The 19,668-nt window shown below is 38.0% G+C and carries 24 protein-coding genes; 9 read left to right on the forward strand and 15 right to left on the reverse strand.

Annotated elements, in window-relative coordinates:
* Window positions 1-8: 8 nt before the first annotated feature.
* From NSS74_RS21425 to NSS74_RS21440, 4 genes are all read right to left on the reverse strand, one after another.
* Window positions 9-539 carry an iron ABC transporter substrate-binding protein gene (locus NSS74_RS21425; protein WP_149191031.1) on the reverse strand — a complete coding sequence of 177 codons (531 nt, stop codon included), beginning with the start codon at window positions 537-539 and terminating at the stop codon, window positions 9-11.
* A 116-nt stretch (window positions 540-655) separates the two neighbouring features.
* Window positions 656-1,420 carry a TIGR01457 family HAD-type hydrolase gene (locus NSS74_RS21430; RefSeq protein WP_002015908.1) on the reverse strand — a complete coding sequence of 255 codons (765 nt, stop codon included), beginning with the start codon at window positions 1,418-1,420 and terminating at the stop codon, window positions 656-658.
* A 107-nt stretch (window positions 1,421-1,527) separates the two neighbouring features.
* Entirely contained in the window at window positions 1,528-2,160 is a 633-nt protein-coding gene (locus NSS74_RS21435; RefSeq protein ID WP_002139296.1) for a helix-turn-helix transcriptional regulator, read from the reverse strand.
* A 78-nt stretch (window positions 2,161-2,238) separates the two neighbouring features.
* A complete protein-coding gene (locus tag NSS74_RS21440) occupies window positions 2,239-2,679 on the reverse strand; it encodes a DUF86 domain-containing protein (protein ID WP_002015910.1) in 441 nt (146 codons plus the stop codon).
* A 147-nt stretch (window positions 2,680-2,826) separates the two neighbouring features.
* Here NSS74_RS21440 and glpX point away from each other — a divergent pair, with 147 nt between their 5' ends.
* From glpX to NSS74_RS21460, 4 genes are all read left to right on the forward strand, one after another.
* A complete protein-coding gene (glpX, locus tag NSS74_RS21445) occupies window positions 2,827-3,798 on the forward strand; it encodes a class II fructose-bisphosphatase (RefSeq protein WP_002015911.1) in 972 nt (323 codons plus the stop codon).
* 16 nt (window positions 3,799-3,814) lie between these two features.
* Window positions 3,815-4,081, forward strand: coding sequence for a DUF3055 domain-containing protein (locus NSS74_RS21450; RefSeq protein WP_002015912.1), 267 nt, complete (start codon window positions 3,815-3,817; stop codon window positions 4,079-4,081).
* Window positions 4,082-4,452: 371 nt separating this feature from the next.
* Window positions 4,453-4,950: a cytoplasmic protein gene (locus NSS74_RS21455; protein WP_215600778.1), complete on the forward strand. Its 498-nt coding sequence runs from the start codon at window positions 4,453-4,455 to the stop codon at window positions 4,948-4,950.
* A gap of 11 nt (window positions 4,951-4,961) precedes the next feature.
* Window positions 4,962-5,483 carry a GNAT family N-acetyltransferase gene (locus NSS74_RS21460; protein ID WP_061690081.1) on the forward strand — a complete coding sequence of 174 codons (522 nt, stop codon included), beginning with the start codon at window positions 4,962-4,964 and terminating at the stop codon, window positions 5,481-5,483.
* 10 nt (window positions 5,484-5,493) lie between these two features.
* Here NSS74_RS21460 and NSS74_RS21465 read toward each other — a convergent pair whose 3' ends face one another.
* Window positions 5,494-5,796 carry a YutD family protein gene (locus NSS74_RS21465; protein WP_002015914.1) on the reverse strand — a complete coding sequence of 101 codons (303 nt, stop codon included), beginning with the start codon at window positions 5,794-5,796 and terminating at the stop codon, window positions 5,494-5,496.
* A 118-nt stretch (window positions 5,797-5,914) separates the two neighbouring features.
* On the opposite strand from NSS74_RS21465, the gene NSS74_RS21470 reads away from it, so the two are divergent.
* Window positions 5,915-6,493, forward strand: coding sequence for a YhcN/YlaJ family sporulation lipoprotein (locus tag NSS74_RS21470; RefSeq protein WP_061690080.1), 579 nt, complete (start codon window positions 5,915-5,917; stop codon window positions 6,491-6,493).
* 28 nt (window positions 6,494-6,521) lie between these two features.
* Here NSS74_RS21470 and NSS74_RS21475 read toward each other — a convergent pair whose 3' ends face one another.
* The gene (locus NSS74_RS21475; RefSeq protein ID WP_061690079.1) at window positions 6,522-7,253 is read right to left on the reverse strand and encodes a MerR family transcriptional regulator; all 732 of its coding nucleotides are present in this window, start codon (window positions 7,251-7,253) and stop codon (window positions 6,522-6,524) included.
* A gap of 99 nt (window positions 7,254-7,352) precedes the next feature.
* Here NSS74_RS21475 and NSS74_RS21480 point away from each other — a divergent pair, with 99 nt between their 5' ends.
* Entirely contained in the window at window positions 7,353-8,168 is an 816-nt protein-coding gene (locus tag NSS74_RS21480; RefSeq protein WP_061690078.1) for a YhfC family intramembrane metalloprotease, read from the forward strand.
* A gap of 23 nt (window positions 8,169-8,191) precedes the next feature.
* Here the strand turns inward: NSS74_RS21480 and NSS74_RS21485 are convergent, their stop codons facing one another.
* Window positions 8,192-8,635 carry a hypothetical protein gene (locus NSS74_RS21485; RefSeq protein WP_061690077.1) on the reverse strand — a complete coding sequence of 148 codons (444 nt, stop codon included), beginning with the start codon at window positions 8,633-8,635 and terminating at the stop codon, window positions 8,192-8,194.
* Window positions 8,636-8,768: 133 nt separating this feature from the next.
* Between NSS74_RS21485 and NSS74_RS21490 the strand changes: the two genes are divergently transcribed.
* A complete protein-coding gene (locus tag NSS74_RS21490) occupies window positions 8,769-9,323 on the forward strand; it encodes a histidine phosphatase family protein (protein WP_061673666.1) in 555 nt (184 codons plus the stop codon).
* Window positions 9,324-9,405: 82 nt separating this feature from the next.
* Window positions 9,406-9,885 (forward strand): YbaK/EbsC family protein, encoded by a 480-nt coding sequence (locus NSS74_RS21495; RefSeq protein ID WP_002034581.1) that lies wholly within the window; start codon window positions 9,406-9,408, stop codon window positions 9,883-9,885.
* Between the two features lie 20 nt (window positions 9,886-9,905).
* Here the strand turns inward: NSS74_RS21495 and lipA are convergent, their stop codons facing one another.
* Window positions 9,906-10,802: a lipoyl synthase gene (lipA, locus tag NSS74_RS21500; protein ID WP_002015922.1), complete on the reverse strand. Its 897-nt coding sequence runs from the start codon at window positions 10,800-10,802 to the stop codon at window positions 9,906-9,908.
* Window positions 10,803-10,991: 189 nt separating this feature from the next.
* Between lipA and NSS74_RS21505 the strand changes: the two genes are divergently transcribed.
* Complete coding sequence (locus NSS74_RS21505) at window positions 10,992-11,975, forward strand: M23 family metallopeptidase (protein WP_088040370.1); 984 nt, start codon at window positions 10,992-10,994, stop codon at window positions 11,973-11,975.
* A 36-nt stretch (window positions 11,976-12,011) separates the two neighbouring features.
* Here NSS74_RS21505 and yunB read toward each other — a convergent pair whose 3' ends face one another.
* The 7 genes from yunB to sufD all read right to left on the reverse strand — a co-directional run bounded on the left by yunB (window position 12,012) and on the right by sufD (window position 19,654).
* The gene (gene yunB / locus NSS74_RS21510) at window positions 12,012-12,743 is read right to left on the reverse strand and encodes a sporulation protein YunB (RefSeq protein ID WP_061690074.1); all 732 of its coding nucleotides are present in this window, start codon (window positions 12,741-12,743) and stop codon (window positions 12,012-12,014) included.
* Window positions 12,744-12,798: 55 nt separating this feature from the next.
* Window positions 12,799-13,101: a YunC family protein gene (locus tag NSS74_RS21515; protein ID WP_002015926.1), complete on the reverse strand. Its 303-nt coding sequence runs from the start codon at window positions 13,099-13,101 to the stop codon at window positions 12,799-12,801.
* A 65-nt stretch (window positions 13,102-13,166) separates the two neighbouring features.
* Window positions 13,167-14,582 carry a bifunctional metallophosphatase/5'-nucleotidase gene (locus NSS74_RS21520; protein ID WP_321146574.1) on the reverse strand — a complete coding sequence of 472 codons (1,416 nt, stop codon included), beginning with the start codon at window positions 14,580-14,582 and terminating at the stop codon, window positions 13,167-13,169.
* A 692-nt stretch (window positions 14,583-15,274) separates the two neighbouring features.
* On the reverse strand, window positions 15,275-16,672 hold the full coding sequence (sufB, locus tag NSS74_RS21525; RefSeq protein WP_002015928.1) for a Fe-S cluster assembly protein SufB: 1,398 nt from the start codon (window positions 16,670-16,672) through the stop codon (window positions 15,275-15,277).
* 48 nt (window positions 16,673-16,720) lie between these two features.
* The gene (gene sufU, locus NSS74_RS21530; RefSeq protein WP_002089369.1) at window positions 16,721-17,152 is read right to left on the reverse strand and encodes a Fe-S cluster assembly sulfur transfer protein SufU; all 432 of its coding nucleotides are present in this window, start codon (window positions 17,150-17,152) and stop codon (window positions 16,721-16,723) included.
* Entirely contained in the window at window positions 17,142-18,362 is a 1,221-nt protein-coding gene (sufS, locus tag NSS74_RS21535; protein ID WP_340814315.1) for a cysteine desulfurase SufS, read from the reverse strand. The genes sufU and sufS overlap by 11 nt, the downstream gene beginning before the upstream one ends.
* Window positions 18,362-19,654 (reverse strand): Fe-S cluster assembly protein SufD, encoded by a 1,293-nt coding sequence (gene sufD / locus NSS74_RS21540; RefSeq protein ID WP_002089372.1) that lies wholly within the window; start codon window positions 19,652-19,654, stop codon window positions 18,362-18,364. Before sufD ends, sufS begins: the two co-directional genes overlap by 1 nt.
* Between the last annotated feature and the right edge of the window lie 14 nt (window positions 19,655-19,668).

The following is a 19,668-nucleotide window of genomic DNA, read 5'->3' on the forward strand; positions in this document are numbered from 1 at the left end:
CGGAGTTTTTATTTCATCATCAATTTCGGAATATATCTTTGAAGAATGCTTTCTAATTCATTCATATCTTCCTGTCTAATAAGTAAATTCACATTATCATTCATTTTTTCTCGCCCGCGATATAAAAATATATTTTCTTTTGGATTTTCCCATGTTGATGTTTTATAGCCTTTTAATTCTTCGTATGAATAATAGTTCAATCCGTCTATTACACCTTTTTCATATATTTGTACACTTTTAATCAGATGGATAGATATTAAAGTCATAAAACAACTTACTACAGCATAACTACCTGACTGAACGAGAAACTGTTCAATTGTACCAATATCACCACTTACGTACTGAGCATATGTATACATACATTGTCCGATGAAATACGCCGGTCCAAGTGATGCAATCCAACGTCGTTTCACCCGAGGATATGCTGCAATAAGTTTTCCCGCGCTTTTTTTCATTGCATTTATTTTATATATCTTCCATAGAACAAAGAACAAAACACATAATGCAAAAACAAACATAATGCATGACATCCAGTACACTCTTATTCCCTCCCTTTTTATATCAATACATATGAATTCTACATTTTATATAACTACAGTACATATGCAATTATGCATAAAAAAACAGGCAACCTCCTCCGGTTACCTGCATTTCATTACATCTTCTCAATCCACTCCGTCAAGTTGTGCACAACTTGCGTCGGTTGTACTTCATATTCTGTTAACTTGTCCACAGTTGTTACTCCAGTGTGGACAAGAAGGGTATGCATACTAGCATTTATCCCCGCTAAAATATCTGTATCGTAGTTATCCCCAACCATTAAAGCTTCTTCTTTTCCTATGCCAAGCACTTTTAACGCTTGTTCCATAATGATTGATTCTGGTTTACCAATAAAGATTGGGTCCACACCTGTTGATACTGCAACAACTGATGTTAATGAACCGTTACCTGGTAATAATCCGCGCTCAGTTGGAATTGCGATATCCCCATTTGTTGAAATAAACGTTGCACCGTTACGCACAGCAAGGCACGCTTTTGCTAATTTTTCATATGTGATATCGCGATCTAAACCAACAACAACGAAATCAGGATTTTCATCCACAAGTTCAAAGCCTTTTTCCACAAGTGCAGCGTGTAATCCCTCTTCACCAATCATATATACAGTTGCATCTTGTTTGCGCTCATAAATAAAGTTCGCTGTAGCCATACTCGTTGTGAATACTTGCTCCGCTTTCGCTGGAATATCGAAACGAACAAGCTTTTCTGCAACTTGTTCTGGTTTACGAGTTGAGTTATTTGTAACGAATAAATATGGAATACCGCGCTCTCCTAACGCTTTTACGAAGTCGCTTGCTTCTTCAATTTGCTCTTCACCGCGATACATTGTACCGTCTAAGTCAATTAAATAGCCTTTATACATCTGTTTGTCTCTCCTTCTATGCTAACGTTCATATCTATCATACCACTCTTATATTAACCCCTTTTTCAAAAGAAAAAAACGCTTTACCTTAAAGCGTCCCATAACGTTCATTTTTTCTCTTTTATTTGGTACGAACAATTACAATCGCCCACGCACATGTTTGCTAACGTCTTCACATTTGCATCTGCAAATAACCGCTTATACATATCTTTTTCATCTTCACACACTTGCGGGAATCTCTCTGCAATTTCCTTTAACGGACAGTTTTGCTTTTCAAATATGAAAGAATGCTCCCCATCTCGCTTTATTTGAACCATATAACCGTTTCTCTCTTGCATAGCAGCTACTTCTTGAACTTTATACGCTAAATTGCTTTGATTACTTATCCTCTTTTGCAACTGTTCTTCCATTCGTTTCGTTCTCGCTTGCAAGACGTGACGCAGCATTTTTTCATCGCCCATTCGAGCCAAATCTTCTAGCATATCAATAGCAAATTGCTTATATTCTTTCGGGAATGTATCTTCTCCCTTTTGACTTAATCCATACAAATATGTTGGTCGTCCGACATGCTGTCTTACCATCTTTGAATAGATTAGCTCATCATTTTCTAGTTTACTTAAATGTCGACGAATCGCCATCTCTGTAATTTCTAAAGCTTCGGCTAATTCTGCTACAGTATGCTCTCCTTTTATCTTCAGTAATTGTACAATCTCTTCTCTCGTAGTACGTGCTTCCCCCATAGCTCACCCTTCTCCCTTTTCTTTCTCCTATACAATATAAGATCCCCAAAGGAATTCCCGGGGATCTTATAAGCACAATTATTCTGGTACAAATGCAGATACAGGTCCTAATTCCTTTTCTAAATAACTGTGAATATTCGCTGGGTATTTCTCTACCACGGCGATATGTTTTTGAATCGTCTTATATAATTCATCATGATTCATTTGAATATAATCTTGCGTAAGCATTTTTCGAAGAAGAATAATTTCTTTAATATGCGCTCCCTCTTCTCCACTTATAACTCTCTCGTCCATTAAAATATCAATAATATCTTCGTAACTTCCTGGATCGCGCATAATAAATCCATCAATCATCGCATTCCCTACATCTAATATACAATCGATAATAAGATGCGCCATGCGCTCTAATGCGTAAAATTCAAACTCGGTTTCATATGTCTTTTTCTCTTGAAATGTATTTGTTGCTCGTTCTAAACATACTAGCATTTGTTCTATTTTTTTTCTGTCTACGAAGTACATGAATGTCACCTACCTGGAAATTAAAGCATTTACATTTTAATTGTAACGCTTTCTTCTGAAAAAATCGACAATTTTTCGAATTCACCTTTTCCTCGTTATTTGTTATAGTTATATTTGTATGATTTTTGAAATTGGAGGAATGCAACCTTGGAACGTGAACTCGCACTAGAAATTGTCCGTGTAACAGAAGCAGCAGCCTTAGCATCCGCACAGTGGATGGGCCGCGGAAAGAAAAACGAAGCAGATGATGCAGCAACTACAGCTATGCGTGATATGTTCGATTCAGTAAACATGGCAGGTACAGTTGTAATTGGTGAAGGAGAACTTGATGAAGCACCGATGTTATATATTGGTGAAGAACTAGGAACAGGTAACGGTCCAGAAGTAGATATCGCCGTTGACCCATTAGAAGGCACAAACATCGTTGCAAAAGGTCTTGCAAATGCAATGGCAGTTATTGCAATCGCGGATAAAGGAAACCTTCTTCATGCTCCGGATATGTACATGGAAAAAATCGCGGTTGGTCCAAAAGCAGCTGGTAAAATTAGCTTAGATGATCCAATTGAAAAAACAATTGATATTGTAGCAGAAGCAAACAATAAAAAAATTCGTGACCTAACGGTTATCATCCAAGAACGTGAACGTCATCAAGATATTATTGACCGTGTTCGTGCAAAAGGTGCACGCGTAAAACTATTTGGTGATGGAGATGTTGGTGCATCAATCGCTACAGCTTTACCTGGAACAGGTATCGACTTATTCGTAGGTGTTGGCGGAGCTCCAGAAGGCGTTATTTCTGCAGCAGCATTAAAATGCCTTGAAGGTGAAATGCAAGCGCGCTTAGTTCCAATGAACGAAGAAGAAGAAGCTCGTTGTCGTGAAATGGGATTAGAAGATCCTCGTCAACTTCTTATGTTAGATGACTTAGTATCTGGTGATGATGCAATCTTCTCAGCAACAGGTGTATCTGCTGGTGAATTATTAGACGGCGTGAAATTCCTTGGCGGAGATTTAGCTGAAACATATTCTATCGTAATGCGTTACAAAACAAGAACAGTACGTTTCATTAAAACGCATCACCATTTAGATCATAAACCACACTTAAACTTAGATATTTAATAAAGGAGCCATGTGTATGGAAGAACGTTTCTTTCTGTACGACGATACAGTCGCTACAAGAACTCGTTTCGTTAGCTTTTTGGGGGAAAATGAGCGTCATGATTTAGCGCTTTTATACTCCGATCGTCATTACGGTAAAACCATAGTCCTTGATATGCAAAGCAACAAATTTGCTATCATTGGTCCTGACGATTTAAACGAACAAGGCTACTTAGAGCATGCATTTTCGATGTCTGAAGAAAATGCAGAAGAATTACGCTCATTTTTATTTGAACTTATATAATTTATCTGGTGCACCAGCTATGTTAGCTGGTGTTTTTTTACAATTTATATTTTGAATTTTCAATCTTATGTGTTATACTTATGAACAAATCTATTTGGATGGAAAGGACGTTATCTACGTATGCCAACATTTACTTTGTAGTGGACCAGCAATTGGATAGCATTACTCTCAAAAAAGCACCACGCTTTTTCAAGGGAGTAGTCTGCCCATTCCCATTACAAAGGAGCGTAACGCATCTGTAGTATGATGTTTACGGAGCTTCCTAAGGGAAGCTCCTTTTATTTTTGTCTTTTTATCATGTCTTCATACTGCAAGACATCCAAATAACTGTATTACGTTCCTTTTACCACTACTATAAGAGGTGAAGGAAAATGCAAAAAGCACAACTTTCTTGGAGTTTATATGAAAATGAGCAAAACACAATCGAAAAGTATTGTAAAAATTGCAGACGCACTACCCTATTTACTGACACGAACATTCGCAGACATAATGCAAACGGAAAGAATATATACCGATTTGCAATTTATAAATGTCCGAAAGATCATACGTGGAATCAAAAACTTCATATTTATAAATCATTTACTGATCACGTCGAAACTGTCGATATGACTCAGCAAGAACAAACTAAAACAAGTACTACCATTTCCATTACACAATACAAAGAAAGTGGTATAGCCGAAATAACAATCGTATTAGACATCGTTTTTGGTTCCCACCGAATTGATAAAGTGTTATCCACATATATTTCAGATTGGAGCCGTACTATCATTGTGGATAAAATTAAAAATGGGCATATCCAATTGAACGGACAACAAATGAAACCAAACAAAACTCTTTCTGAAGGTGATTACATTTCAATTTGTTTGTAAGGAGGACTCTCATGTTAAAGGTGAGAAAAGGTACGATTGATTTATTGAATGACTTAGATGTAATGTATACAGCATGCAAAGAAGCACTCTTACAGAACCAAATTTATCAATGGGATGATTCTTATCCGACGCGAGAACACATTTCCTATCATCTAGAAAAGGCCGAATTGTATTGTCTATTCCAAGATCAAGTACTTGTCGGTGCCGTCGTCTTAAACGAAGCACCGTCTCCAGAATACAAACTAATTGACTGGTCAGAAATAGACGGACGCTTTCTTATCGTCCACTCTTTTGTCATCCATCCGCTCGCGCAAGGCAAAGGATATAGTAAAGTACTATTATCCTTTTGGGAAAACGAAGCAAAACAAAAAAACTACACTGGAATACGCCTAGATTGTTTTACAGGTAATCCGGTTTCATTAAGCCTATATGAAAAAAATAATTATATTTGCCGAGGTGCTGTCTATTTCAAAAGTAAACAGCCTCCTCATAATTGGTATAACTGCTATGAAAAAATCCTCTTACAATCGTAAGAGGATTTTTTCATTTCTTCACTTTTCGTAATACAAAATGTGCACAACCGAAGTTACAGTACTCGTATAAATACTCTGATAAAGTACTAATTTTCGTATCATATGTCGAACGTTGATTACTATCATCAAAGAATCCGCGCAATCTAAGTTGCTCATAACCCCAGTCTCCAACGATATAATCATATTTATTTAAAATTTCTGCATAGCGCTCTTTAAGTGCTTCTTCACTAAAACCGTCACGAAAGTTTTTAATTACTTCGTACTGAACATTATTAACGCTCACCGTAGTATGAATCTCTTGCTTTTGCTCCATTATGAACTTCCTCTCTAAGCATTCTTCTTTTTATCGTATCACAAAGCATAACAACCAACAATTTCAAATACAAAAAATTGAAAATTAGTGCATGCTATGGAGAAGGAGGTGATACATCGTGAAAAAGCAAATTATCCTCTCTCTTCTCACTCTTTCCTTATTTACAGGCTGCCAATCAACTAATAAAGCCGAAATGGAGCGTGAAGAAGGAAGTCGTGTTCTTGTTTCCAACAAAAACGACATGTATCATACGGAAAATACAAATACACGGCTCACAAGGGTGGGCTATTCATCTAAACAAAAACATGAAGTATCTAACAAACAAGTAGGCGCCATTAACCGTGAGAAAGTCGCTGAAATGATTACAAGCATGACAGTCAAACTTCCTGACGTCACCAATGCCGCTACACTCGTTACCGACGACGAAGTGTTCGTTGTATACCGTGCAAACACAACGGATCCAAAACTCGTAACAGATCAAGTATATAAAACTGCTTTGTCCATCGTTCCTCGCTATTATAAAGCATATGTATCAACAAACCAAAAGTTGATTTCTCAAATTCAAGGTCTTCAATCTGGTAGCTTAAACGATAAAGAATATGAACAAAGTCTTGATATGTTAAAACGTGAAATGAGCGATAATCCTCATTTGAACAATACGGGGGATCAAACTTTAAATGACATGATTAAAAAATAAAAAGGTGGAGAAAACCTCCACCTTTTTACTATTTCTTACGATCCGCATAAACCTCCATCGCATCACACATAAACTGCGCTAAACCTTCACCAAACTTATCAATATTTTTCGTAAAACGCTCATCAGCAACATACATTTGACCGAGCCCCTTAAAGGATTCTAATGAATATTCACCAAAGTTTTGCAAGTAATCGTACCATACCCCGATTGCGGATTGCGCCTCTTTAGAATCAGGTGCTCCATTTCGAATTGTTGCTAGATTTCTATAAATATTATTAAACTCCTCCTGTTTCTCTTTAGACATCCCCTTCGCTGTTTTATTCGCTTTATCTACAGCCTCATCTCCCCATCGTTCACGTGCTTCTTCTTCGTACGGATTATGGCTGAAATCGAAGCCTTCAAATTTCTCTTTATTCGTCATATCAATCTCTCCTTTTGTATACTGAATTGTTTTATTGATCGTCGCTATCACCTTATCTAACCTGGCACGCTTTTCAAGAAGCATTTTCTTATGAAGCTGTAGCGCTTCTTCATGATCAAATGATGGACTCATGATAATTTCTTTAATCTTCTTCAAAGGGAAGCCTAGTTCTTTAAAAAATAAAATTTGCTGCAACGTTTCTAAATTTTCATTGGAATACAGACGATATCCAGACTCTGTCGTCTCATCTGGGGTTAACAACCCAATTTCATCGTAATGATGCAGTGTGCGCACACTAATCCCAACTAAATTAGCTACTTCTTTTACCCTCATTGTCATGCGTATCTCCCCCTTAATACATACGATAAAGTATGACGCAACGTTAGAGTCAATAAGTAAATTCATTTATCTCTAAAAGTTTCATCTCTCCCATATTTCATGCATAATAGATATGTACATATATTAGAAAGCGGTGAAAGTATGGTTTCAAATACTGTAATTGCCAGCATCATATTTCAACTCGTTGTTTCGGTTCTGGTCCCAATTATTGTACTCGTTTATTTCCGTAAAAAATATAATATTAATTGGAAAGTGGTCGGCGTTGGTGTTCTTATCTTTATTGGATTTACCCAAATTCTCGAAACACCGTTCCACCTATTTATACGTGGTAATCCAGCAATCGCTCCATTTTTAGAAAATCCGTATGTCTTTGCAATTTATGGCGGACTAACTGCTGGTATTTTTGAAGAATTAGGACGCTTCGTTGCCTTCTTCTTCCTACTAAAAAAATATCTAGAATATAAAGATGGCTTCGCTTATGGAATTGGTCATGGCGGGACTGAATCCATTTTAGTTGGCGGATTCTCTGCATTGCAGACACTTATATTCGCTAATGCTATTAACAATGGTAGCTTCGCTCAAATGGCAGAAAAACTACCACAATTAAACCTTGTAAAGGATATGTTAATAGAACAACCTGCTTATTTATACTTCCTTGGCAGCTTGGAAAGAATTATGGCTCTTGTATTGCAAATTGCCTTCACAATGCTTGTCGTATACGCGGTAAAACAAAAGAAATACATCTTCCTCGTATACGCTATACTATTCCACGCACTTGTAGACTTTTTCGCAGCACTTTACCAAACAAAAATGATTAACATCTTTGTAGCAGAAGGAATTACTCTTCTCTTCGCGATTGGTGGTTTCATTCTTATTCGTAAAATGAAAGAGAAATTAGTAAGTGTGCCAGAGTAAAAAATAACCCACCAGTTGGTGGGTTATTTTTTATATGGATTTTCGTAGTGATGATAACTTTTCCCCCCTCGCAGCTCCCTCTTTGTTTCTGCATCTATAACGATGTACTTATGAAACTCATCTACTTCATCTTGAGAAAAGGAACCAAAAAAATAAACTTGGCGATCTGGATGAACAAACGAATCCTGAATCACCACTCTACTACGACAGCCGACAGCTGTTTTTTGTCGGAAGGTAAATTCTGCATCTTGTACTTCTTTCCATAAAATTTTCTTTCGAACACTATACGAAGCATTTTTGTATTCCTTATAGACCTTCTTATCTAACTGTTCATAAAATAGATTTTCATTCACAAACGATTTATTTCGATTGCTTGGATAGTCTAATTTTTGATTTGATTGTGCATATGTTGTGGACAATTGCGCGAGAAAACAAATACTGAATACAATGCATATCATTTTTTTCATAATTGCACCTCAAATTTTCGTTATCCACATTACTTTTCCACATACTTAGATCACTATTCCGTTTCCAATAAAAAGGAATTTTTTCCACATTTGTCGAAGTATATAGCGTCAACTTGAAAGATGGGGATGAATTATGAAGAAAATTATTGTAATACGACATTGTTCCGCAACTGGACAAAAACGTGATGCCGAATTAACGTTTGCCGGAAAAGATCAAGCTAACACCCTTGCTACATTCCTCTTAGAAAATCAGCTACAAATAGATCATATTATTTCGAGCCCATTTGTCCGAGCTATCGATTCCATTCGGCCCTATGCGATTCAAGCTAACCTATCTATCGAAGAGGATGAACGATTAGCTGAACGTATATTAAGCAACGTTCCGATGGATGATTGGATGCAAAAACTAGAATCTACTTTTACAAACATAGATATTGCCTTTTTAGGCGGAGAGTCAACAAAACAAGCAACGGACCGTGCTATATCGCTTATCCAAGACGTTTTAAAGTTAAACCATACTACAACACTACTCGTTACACATGGAAACTTACTTACGCTCATTTTAAAGCACTTTGATCGTACGATCGGCTTTAATGAATGGAAAACTTTAACGAATCCTGATATTTATGAAATTACACTTGATGAACAATCTATCATAAAACGATTATGGGAAGCGCCATCCAAGTAATATCCCTTTCCAATACATTCAGTTGACACCGCGAGGAGATATGGTAGAACTGCAGTAAACATAGAGAGGGGTATCATTCAATATGTACGAAGACGTACTTTCTTTACTACATAAAACAAATGCTTCTTATGAAAAATTTGAACACGAACCAGTACTTGACTATGAAACAGATCGTATCGTTCGTGAAAGACTTGGTTTGCAAGGCACTCCAAGTAAAAGCTTATTTTTAAAATCAAAATCCGGGGAGCATTACGTATTCTTTACGTTAGAAGGCACTCGCCTCAACCGAGGAGAGATGAAGGAAATAACAGGAGAGAGCTTATCTCTCTGTTCTCCTAATGAGCTAAGAGAAGAGACTGGTTGCACTCCTGGATGTGTAGCTCCTTTCGGTTATTCACAAGATGTAACGATTATTGTGGACAGTTCAATTTATACTTACGATAAAATTTTAATTACACCTGGTGTACCTGAATTTACAATTGAATTATCCACAGAGGAATTAAAAAAGATTTTATCCACATGTCAAAATAAAGTTTTAGAGTATAAGAAAAAAGAGAGCTAATGATTAGCTCTCTTTTTTCTTTATTTCGCTTCTGCTACTTTTTCTTTTGCAGAACGTACTTGCTCGTCCGCATGATAAGAAGAACGTACAAGTGGGCCAGCTTCACAGTGGCTAAATCCTTTGCTAAGTGCAATTTCTTTTAGCTCTGCAAATTCTGCTGGTGGGTAATATTTAATAACTGGTAAATGCTTCTTAGATGGTTGTAGGTATTGTCCAAGAGTTAAAATATCCACATTGTTTGCACGTAAGTCATCCATTGCTTCAATTAAATCTTCTCTCGTTTCACCTAAGCCCAGCATAATGCTCGATTTAGTTGGAATATCAGGCTGCATTTCTTTTGCTCGACGTAAAAACTCTAATGAACGGTCATATTTTGCTCTAGCGCGAACTCGGTTAGATAATCGACGTACTGTTTCAATGTTATGGTTCAAAATATCTGGTTTTGCATCCATTAACATTTTTAAGTTTTCTTCTACCCCACCCATATCAGATGGTAATACTTCGATAGACGTGAATGGATTTTCACGACGTACAGCGCGTACTGTTTCAGCAAAAACAGCTGCTCCGCCGTCCTTTAAATCATCACGTGCAACCGCTGTTATAACAACGTGCTTTAAGCCCATTTGTACTACAGAATCTGCTACGCGTTCTGGCTCTTGTAAATCAAGCTCAGTTGGTAAGCCTGTTTTAACCGCACAAAAACGACAAGCACGTGTACAAACCGCACCTAAGATCATAAATGTTGCTGTTTTCCTTACAGCCCAGCATTCATGAATATTCGGACATTTCGCCTCTTCACAAACTGTATGAAGATTCTTAGAACGCATCATTTTCTTTAAGCCTGTATAGTTTTCATTCGTGTTTAACTTAATTTTCAACCATTCGGGCTTGCGCTTATACTCTGTTTGTTTTGTCATGGTTATCAACTCCGCACAATATGAAATAGTTTACCGTGTTCGCTTCTTTCAATGTAACATATCTATTCTAACGTATGAAAGCGATTTGCTCAAATGAAGATTCTAAGATTTTTTCCAATCGTTCCCTATAATGAAATACTCCGTATATCCCACACTAAAAAGAGTGATGTTGTGAAAGGAGTCTATTTCATGCTTCGAAAAATTTCTCTTTTGCTTTCGATTTGCTTTCTTCTCCACCAAAACATCGCTTACGGTGAAGATAATCAGCAAAGCATATATGAAAAGCGCATGGCACTATATAAAGAAACTGAGCAATCTTCCGGTATTCCGTGGTATTACTTAGCCGCAATGGATCAATACGAAAGAAACATACGGAGCGTAAGAAAAGATATTCCGAAAAAACCAGATGCCATCATTTCCCTTTATTTCAAACCTGAAATATGGGCTGGACCTGTTAATAGTAATGATACTCTCCCCCATACAATTTCTCTATTTGGCGGAATGGGTTTAGATGGTGACAAAGATGGATTTGCAAATGCAAATAACGACCGTGATCTTCTGCAGACAGCAGCAACCATTTTAAAGAAACAAGGAACGTCGGAAGACCGTATTAACATTATGCTTTGGGAATATTATAGACGTGCAAAAACAGTTGAATTAATTACAGAATACGCCCGAATTTATAAACATTATGGACGCATTAATTTAGAAGGCAATGCTTTCCCTCTCCCGATTCGCAGTGACCATAGCTATCGTAGTACTTTCGGTGCTGGTAGAAGCTTTGGCGGCAGGAGGATTCATGAAGGAACCGATATTTTCGCTGGATATGGCGTACCAGTACGATCAACTTGCTATGGCGTTATTGAAACAAAAGGATGGAATCGTCTTGGTGGATGGCGCATTGGTATTCGTGACCTTCATAATAATTACCACTATTACGCTCATTTAGGCGGGTTCTCTAAAGAAATACAGCTCGGACAAATTGTCGAACCAGGAAAAGTAATCGGATTTGTCGGTAGTACCGGCTACGGTCCTCCTGGTACAGCTGGAAAATTCCCGCCCCACTTACATTTCGGCATGTATAAAGACAATGGCTATACAGAATGGGCTTTCGATCCATACATGCATTTAAGCCTTTGGGAACGAAAAGAACGAGCAAATACAAAACGATAACCGTAGCAAATTGCTACGGTTATTTTTTTATATTCGCTAACTATCCGTTTTCTTTTTATCTGGTACAACAACTCCCCCGCTTCCGTAATAAGTAGGCACTTCACCTTGAACGATGCGCGTCGCAATCGGAATGTTTTGCTTCACTTTAATTTCTTTCGTGCGTAACGGAATCATAACTTGTAACGTCACTTCCACTTCCATAATAATTTTGATCGCTGTATTATTAATTCCTTGCGGCTCAACTAATTGTTTAATATCCGTATTCACATGACCAATTGGCGTAAAATTAATCGGAATATCCGGTCCTATATTACCAAGAAGCGCATTATCAGTTATACGCCCAAAAGGAACTGACATAGATACCTCATTCTCTTCAAAAATACCAAGTGCTTTCGTATCCCCTTTTTCTACTTGTTGTAAATATTTTTCTATGTATGCAGTAGTCGATGTTAATATTTCATTTACTTGTTTTGTATTTAAATCAATTGTAGATACTTTCCCGTTCCTATCCGTTTGCACTTTCATTAATGAATCTACATCAAACCCTTCATTAATTCGGTCTTTTACCGCTTTCGTCATAACTGCTGTTGCCATTTTATGAGTCTCTGTTTCCCCATACTTAATTAACGTTGGCTGAATACTTTTATTTACAATCCATAAACCTTGAACTACCATTACGATAAAAATAATAAATGAAATAAGCAGTATATACCGAAAGGAAATCGGTCCCCTTCGAAACCGCGAATTTTTCGAACGAAATATGCCCATAAGAAAACCCTCCTTCTTATATTATTTCTATGCAAGAAAGAGGGACGATATATGCTTATCTCATTTTTAATAGTGCATCTTTTCCGATTGTGCCTACCGGAATACCTAAAGCTTCGGCTCCAGTCGTTACTGATTCCAGCGGTGCTTCAAGAAGTTGTTCAATCGTTCTTACACCAACCGCACGGCCAGCAATAATTCCTCGATCACCTAACTTCTCATTTAGAAGACCTACATCTAAAGCACCGCACATAATATATCCTTTATCGCTCATTACAGCTAGCAAATTTGTCTTTGGAAGTTTTACGCTAACAGCAATGAACGTATAGTTATCAATTATAATTGGCTCTACATTAACCATAGTTCACACTCCTCTCTTTCTTATCTTTATGACAAGAGAAAAATGAGTGTTACAAGTTAACTAGCCTATAGTTTGACTGAAGATGTATAAGTTATCAACATGTCTGTTAATACATCTCTAAGCAATTCCGGCATATAATATTGTTTGTCAGAAAGTGTGGATAGCTCTGGGTATAAGTATCCGAATGTAAACATATCAATCGTTCCTACCGTATATATCCGGTCTAATTCCAGCGATTCGCCGTTAATCAATACATCTTCTAGTAAAATTTTATTCCCTGGAATCGTATCTGGAATCACTTCCAAACCATCGTAAATCATTTTCCCCATTACTTTTCCACGAAATCCGAATCCTTTCACCTCAAGATTCTCCATATTCGGGCGGCGCGCTTTCAAAATAACTTCTCTTAACGTTTTCCCTGGTACTTTTAACAGACATGGATTAATGGGATGTGGACAAATCCGATGAATATCTCCGCGCGTCACAACACCTTCATTTAATCCCTCAAGAAGTACACCAGCATTCACCATCCCAACATCCGCATTACACCACTCTTTAAGTGCACTTGCCAACATATGAGAAAACGTCGTCTCCTTAAACCAATCAACCGGCAATGATTCTTTTAAATGAACGACAGGCTCAGCCATTATCTGTTTACTTTCTTCCTTTAGCATTTCAATTGTGGATAACGGCTCGCTATAAGCACCTAACCGTTCTGTCTTAATCGCTCTACCGTCTTTTTTCAACAGTCTCTTCGTCTCTTTATCCACAGTAAGCTGAACGTGACCAACGTAATGTCCCCACTTTTCACAACAGCAAAGCAAAGTATTATCCACAAGAACACCGCGCTCAAATAAATGATGCGTATGTGCCCCTAAAATAACATCTATATCATAATGCTCCGCCATATACTCATCCATACTTTTTCCAAGATGAGAAAGCACAACAGTAATATGAGCTGTATCCTTAACTTCTTCTAAAATAGACTCTAAATGGATGATCGGATCTTCAATATGCCAGTCTAACATATGATAAAACTCTGGATAAGCTACCGTTAATCCAATAAAGGCAATCGTAATCCCATCTGTCGTTGTATGTAATTTATAAGGCTGCGCCCACGCCGGACGTAAACCTTCTTTTTCAAATAAATTCGCTACAAGCACCTCAAAACCAGCATCATCATATAGACGATTCAAATGCTCTTTTGCCAATGTAATTCCTTCATTATTTCCGATCGTTACATAATCATATAACGCCTCATTTAATAATTTTGTATTCCCAATTCCATTTGTCGCTTCCGAAATACTATGAAAACGATCCACATGATCGCCAATATCCACAGTTAAAACAGTCTCTCCCGCTTCCTGTCTTCGCTTTTTCTCCCCTCGTACAAACCGAGAAATTTGCGGCCAATTTTCAAAATGACTATGTATATCGTTTGTATGATAAAGGTGGATGATTGTTTCTTTATTTATATTCAGAGAAAAAACCTCCTCTCAGTTCCTTACTGCCATTTACGCTATACGTACGCAATAATCCTGTAAATACTTTTCGTCTTTTCTTGCTATTCTACATTGTACTCGCATTATAAGAAAAAGCCAAAGATTGCCCTTTTAATATGGAAAACTTTATATTACTTTTTCTAGTCTGTTGATTAGTTTGAGGGGGAATTTTTGTGAAATGATTCTAGTTGGTGGGGGGAGGAGATTTGTCAGTATCTTTGTCTTACTTCCATATAGGTGCTCCTCTCGTATTTAAATGTTGAGGGGGATATGAGGGATTTCCTTTGTCTTACTTTGTCGACAAATCGATATTCCTTGTCCAACCGCTGATATATTGAAATAATCGCCGATATATTCCGAGTTGTGGTCGATATATTTCATTAAACACCTACCCGGGTATCTTACAGCCGAACCCGAATATACAACATAAAAAAGCGCCCTGCACAGCAGGGCGCTTTCTTCATACATATATTATCCAGTTCCAGCGGCTAGAATGTTCGGTGGCTTCACTTCTTCCTATGAGGCAAAAAGCGCCTCTACGTCAGAAGCTCCATCCCCCTCACATTCTGAACGAGCCGCTTCCACTTTAAATATGTCCAGCTTCGTCTCCTAGACCCTCATGTCTAAGAACCTTAGCCAACGGGTCTGAACAGTCGGCTCCGCATTTCTATTTAACCGATAGAACCTTCCATCTCAAACTTGATTAGGCGGTTCATTTCAACTGCGTATTCCATTGGAAGTTCGCGAGTGAATGGCTCGATGAAGCCCATTACGATCATTTCTGTAGCTTCTTGCTCAGAAATACCGCGGCTCATTAGGTAGAATAATTGTTCTTCTGATACTTTAGATACTTTCGCTTCGTGCTCAAGTGAAACGTAATCGTTTTTGATTTCGTTGTAAGGAATTGTATCAGATGTAGATTGGTTATCCATGATTAACGTGTCACACTCGATGTTAGAGCGAGAGTTTTTCGCTTTTGGTCCGAATTGTACGATACCACGGTAAGTTACTTTACCACCATGCTTCGCAATCGATTTAGAAACGATTGTTGAAGACGTGTTTGGTGCTAAGTGAATCATTTTCGCACCAGCATCTTGGTGTTGGCCTTTACCAGCAATCGCGATAGATAATGTTAAACCACGAGCGCCTTCGCCTTTTAAGATAACTGCTGGGTATTTCATCGTTAATTTAGATCCGATGTTACCGTCAATCCATTCCATCGTTGCGTTTTCTTCACAAACCGCACGTTTTGTAACTAGGTTGTATACGTTATTCGCCCAGTTTTGGATTGTTGTATAACGGCAATATGCATCTTTTTTAATGATGATTTCTACTACCGCACTATGAAGTGAGTTAGTCGTGTAAACAGGTGCTGTACAACCTTCTACGTAGTGTACGTGTGCGCCTTCGTCTACGATGATAAGCGTACGCTCGAATTGTCCCATATTTTCAGAGTTAATACGGAAATACGCTTGAAGTGGTGTATCAACTTTAATACCTTTTGGAACGTAGATGAATGATCCACCAGACCAAACTGCAGAGTTTAATGCAGAGAATTTGTTGTCTGTTGGTGGGATTACTTTTCCGAAATGCTCACGGAAAATATCTTCGTTCTCTTTTAATGCGCTATCTGTATCTTTGAAGACGACTCCTAGATCTTCTAGGTCTTCTTTCATGTTGTGGTATACAACTTCAGATTCGTACTGTGCAGATACACCAGCTAAATATTTTTGCTCAGCTTCAGGAATACCTAATTTATCAAATGTCGCTTTAATTTCCTCAGGTACTTCATCCCAAGACTTCTCAGATTTCTCAGATGGTTTTACGTAGTACGTAATTTCATCGAAATCTAAGTCGTTTAAGTCGCCGCCCCATTGTGGCATTGGCATTTCATAGAACTTATCCAGTGATTTTAAACGGAAGTCTAACATCCACTGTGGTTCTTCTTTCATACGTGAAATCTCTTCAACGATCTCTTTTGTTAAACCGCGTCCAGCACGGAAAATCGAAACGTCTTTATCCTTGAAACCATATTTATAATCGCCGATATCTGGCAGTTGCTTCGCCATGTTGGTGTGTCCCTCCTTATATAACCTCGTTTTTAGGAACCTTTAACATTACTTATCTTCGTTTAAGCCCTTTTCTAACGCTTTCCACGCTAATGTTGCACATTTAATACGTGCCGGGAACTTGCATACGCCTTGTAATGCTTCAATATCTCCTAAATCAATGCTGTCATCATACTCTTTTCCTAGCATCATGTCAGAGAAAATTTTAGAAAGCTTAAGGGCCTCTTCAATTTTCTTTCCTTTTACTGCTTGTGTCATCATTGAAGCTGAAGACATTGAAATTGAACATCCTTCGCCTTCAAACTTCGCTTCTTGTACAATACCCTCTTCTACTTTCATCGTAAGTTGAATACGATCGCCGCAAGTTGGATTGTTCAAGTTAACGGTAACACTATCTTCTAACACGCCATGGTTACGAGGATTTTTATAATGATCCATAATAACTTGACGATATAACGTATCTAAATTATTAAATGACATTTGTGAAATACTCCTTTGTCTTGATTAGTGATTCAACAAATGTATCAATTTCTTCTTTTGTATTATATAAATAGAAGCTCGCACGTGCTGTAGAAGAAGCTTTTAGCCACTTCATAAGCGGTTGTGCACAGTGATGCCCTGCGCGAACCGCAATGCCTTCTACATCTAATACAGTTGCTACATCGTGAGGATGTACGTCTTCAATATTAAATGTAACTAGACCAGCGCGATGCTTTGGACCATAAATTGTAACGCCATCTACTTCTGATAGTCTCTCTAAAGCGTATTGCGCTAATTCATGTTCATGCTTTTCAATATTATGAAGACCGATTTCTTCTAGGAAATCAATTGCCGCACCAAGTCCGATTGCATTACCGATAATCGGTGTACCTGCTTCGAACTTCCACGGAAGCTCTTTCCAAGTAGACTCTTGTAAGTCTACGAAATCAATCATTTCACCACCAAATTCAATTGGTTCCATATTGTTTAGCAATTCTTTCTTACCATATAATACGCCGACACCTGTTGGTCCGCACATCTTATGAGCAGATAATGCGTAGAAATCACAGTTTAAATCTTGTACATCCACTTTCATATGAGGTGCACTTTGTGCTCCATCAACGATCATGATTGCACCGTTTTCATGTGCGATTGCTCCGATTTCTTTTACAGGGTTAATCGTTCCAAGTACGTTAGAAACGTGCATGATAGAAACGATTTTTGTATTCGGTGTAACTGTTTGACGAACATCTTCTAAAGAAATTGTACCGTCTAGTTGAAGCGGAAGGTATTTTAAAGTTGCACCAGTTTTCTTCGCAACTTGTTGCCACGGAATGATGTTACTATGGTGCTCCATGTAAGAGATGACGATTTCATCGCCTTCTTTTACATTATTAAGACCATAACTAGCTGCTACTGTATTTAATGCAGTTGTCGTTCCGCGCGTGAAAATAATCTCTTCCATTGATTTCGCATTAATAAACTTGCGAACTTTCTCACGTGAACCTTCATACGCGTCGGTAGCTTTCGTACCGAGCGTATGAACACCGCGATGCACGTTAGAATTATATTCTTTATAGTAACGTTCTAACGTTTCAATGACTTGAATTGGTTTTTGAGAAGTTGCTGCACTATCGAAATATACAAGTTGTTTGCCGTTCACTTTTTGATCAAGAATTGGAAACTGTTTGCGTATTTCATGAATATTCATTAGCGAACTTTCCTTTCAATTACCTCAACAAGCTGTGCCTTTACTCCTTCAATTGGAAGCTCATTTACTACAGGTGCTAAGAATCCATGGATGACTAAACGTTCTGCTTCGCGTTTTGGAATACCACGGCTCATCAAGTAGTATAATTGGTACGGATCTACGCGACCTACTGAAGCTGCGTGACCTGCCATTACATCATCTTCGTCGATTAAAAGAATTGGGTTTGCATCACCGCGAGCTTTTTCATCTAACATAAGAACGCGAGAAGATTGTTGTGCATTTGATTTAGATGCACCGTGTTCAATCTTACCAATTCCGTTAAAGATAGATGTTGCACTATCTTTTTGTACACCGTGTTTTAAAATCCAACCTTCAGAGTGTTTACCGAAGTGAACAACTTTAGTTGTAAAGTTTTGTGTTTGGTTACCACGACCAATTGTTACTGTTTTTGTATCAGCATATGATCCGTCGCCCATTAGATTCGTAACGTTCTCTGAAATTGTGTTTCCGTCATTCATAAGGCCTAGAGCCCAATCAATGCGGCCGTCGCGTCCAACAATTCCGCGGCGGTTAACGTAAGTTGTTACGTCTTTTGCTAATAGATCAACCGCACCGAATTTCACTTGTGCGCCTTGTTCCACGATTACTTCTGCTACGATATTTGCAATACCTTTAGCATTTTCATTTGCAACGTAGTTTTCTACATATGTTGCAGTACTGTTCGCATCAGCTACGAATAATACGTGGTTATATACGTTAGCTTCTTCGCCGTCTACTAAGAATACAGCTTGAAGTGGAGTTTCAAGAACAACGTTTTTCGGAACATATACGAATGCACCGCCGTTGATTAATGCAGCATGAAGTGCAGTTAGACGATGCTCGTCTACTTTCACGCCGTCTTTCATTAAGTACTTTTGTACTAATTCAGCATGCTCTGTTGCAGCTGTTACGATGTCTGTAAAAATAACACCTTTTTCTTTTGCTTCGTCTGCTAAAGAAACGAAAGCAGTTGTACCAGTACGTTGTACTAATACGCTGTTATTTTCATCGATTAAGTTTTTCACTGCTTCTGGAAGCTCTGTTAAAGAACTTACAGGCTCTTGCTTAGCAGCGTCGCCTTTTCCGATAAAGTCCCATTTTTCAATTTTCGTTTTATCAGGCGTTGGCATTGGAAGTTCAGTTGCTTGTGCAAGAGCTTGTAAGCGGAACTCAGTCAACCAAGCAGCTTCGTTTACTTCGCTTGCGCGCTGACGGATTGTTTCTTGATCGAAAGGTAATGTACCGATTGTCATGTTTATGCTCCTCT

The sequence above is a fragment of the Bacillus sp. FSL E2-8868 genome (assembly GCF_038005505.1).
GTDB lineage: Bacteria > Bacillota > Bacilli > Bacillales > Bacillaceae_G > Bacillus_A > Bacillus_A mycoides.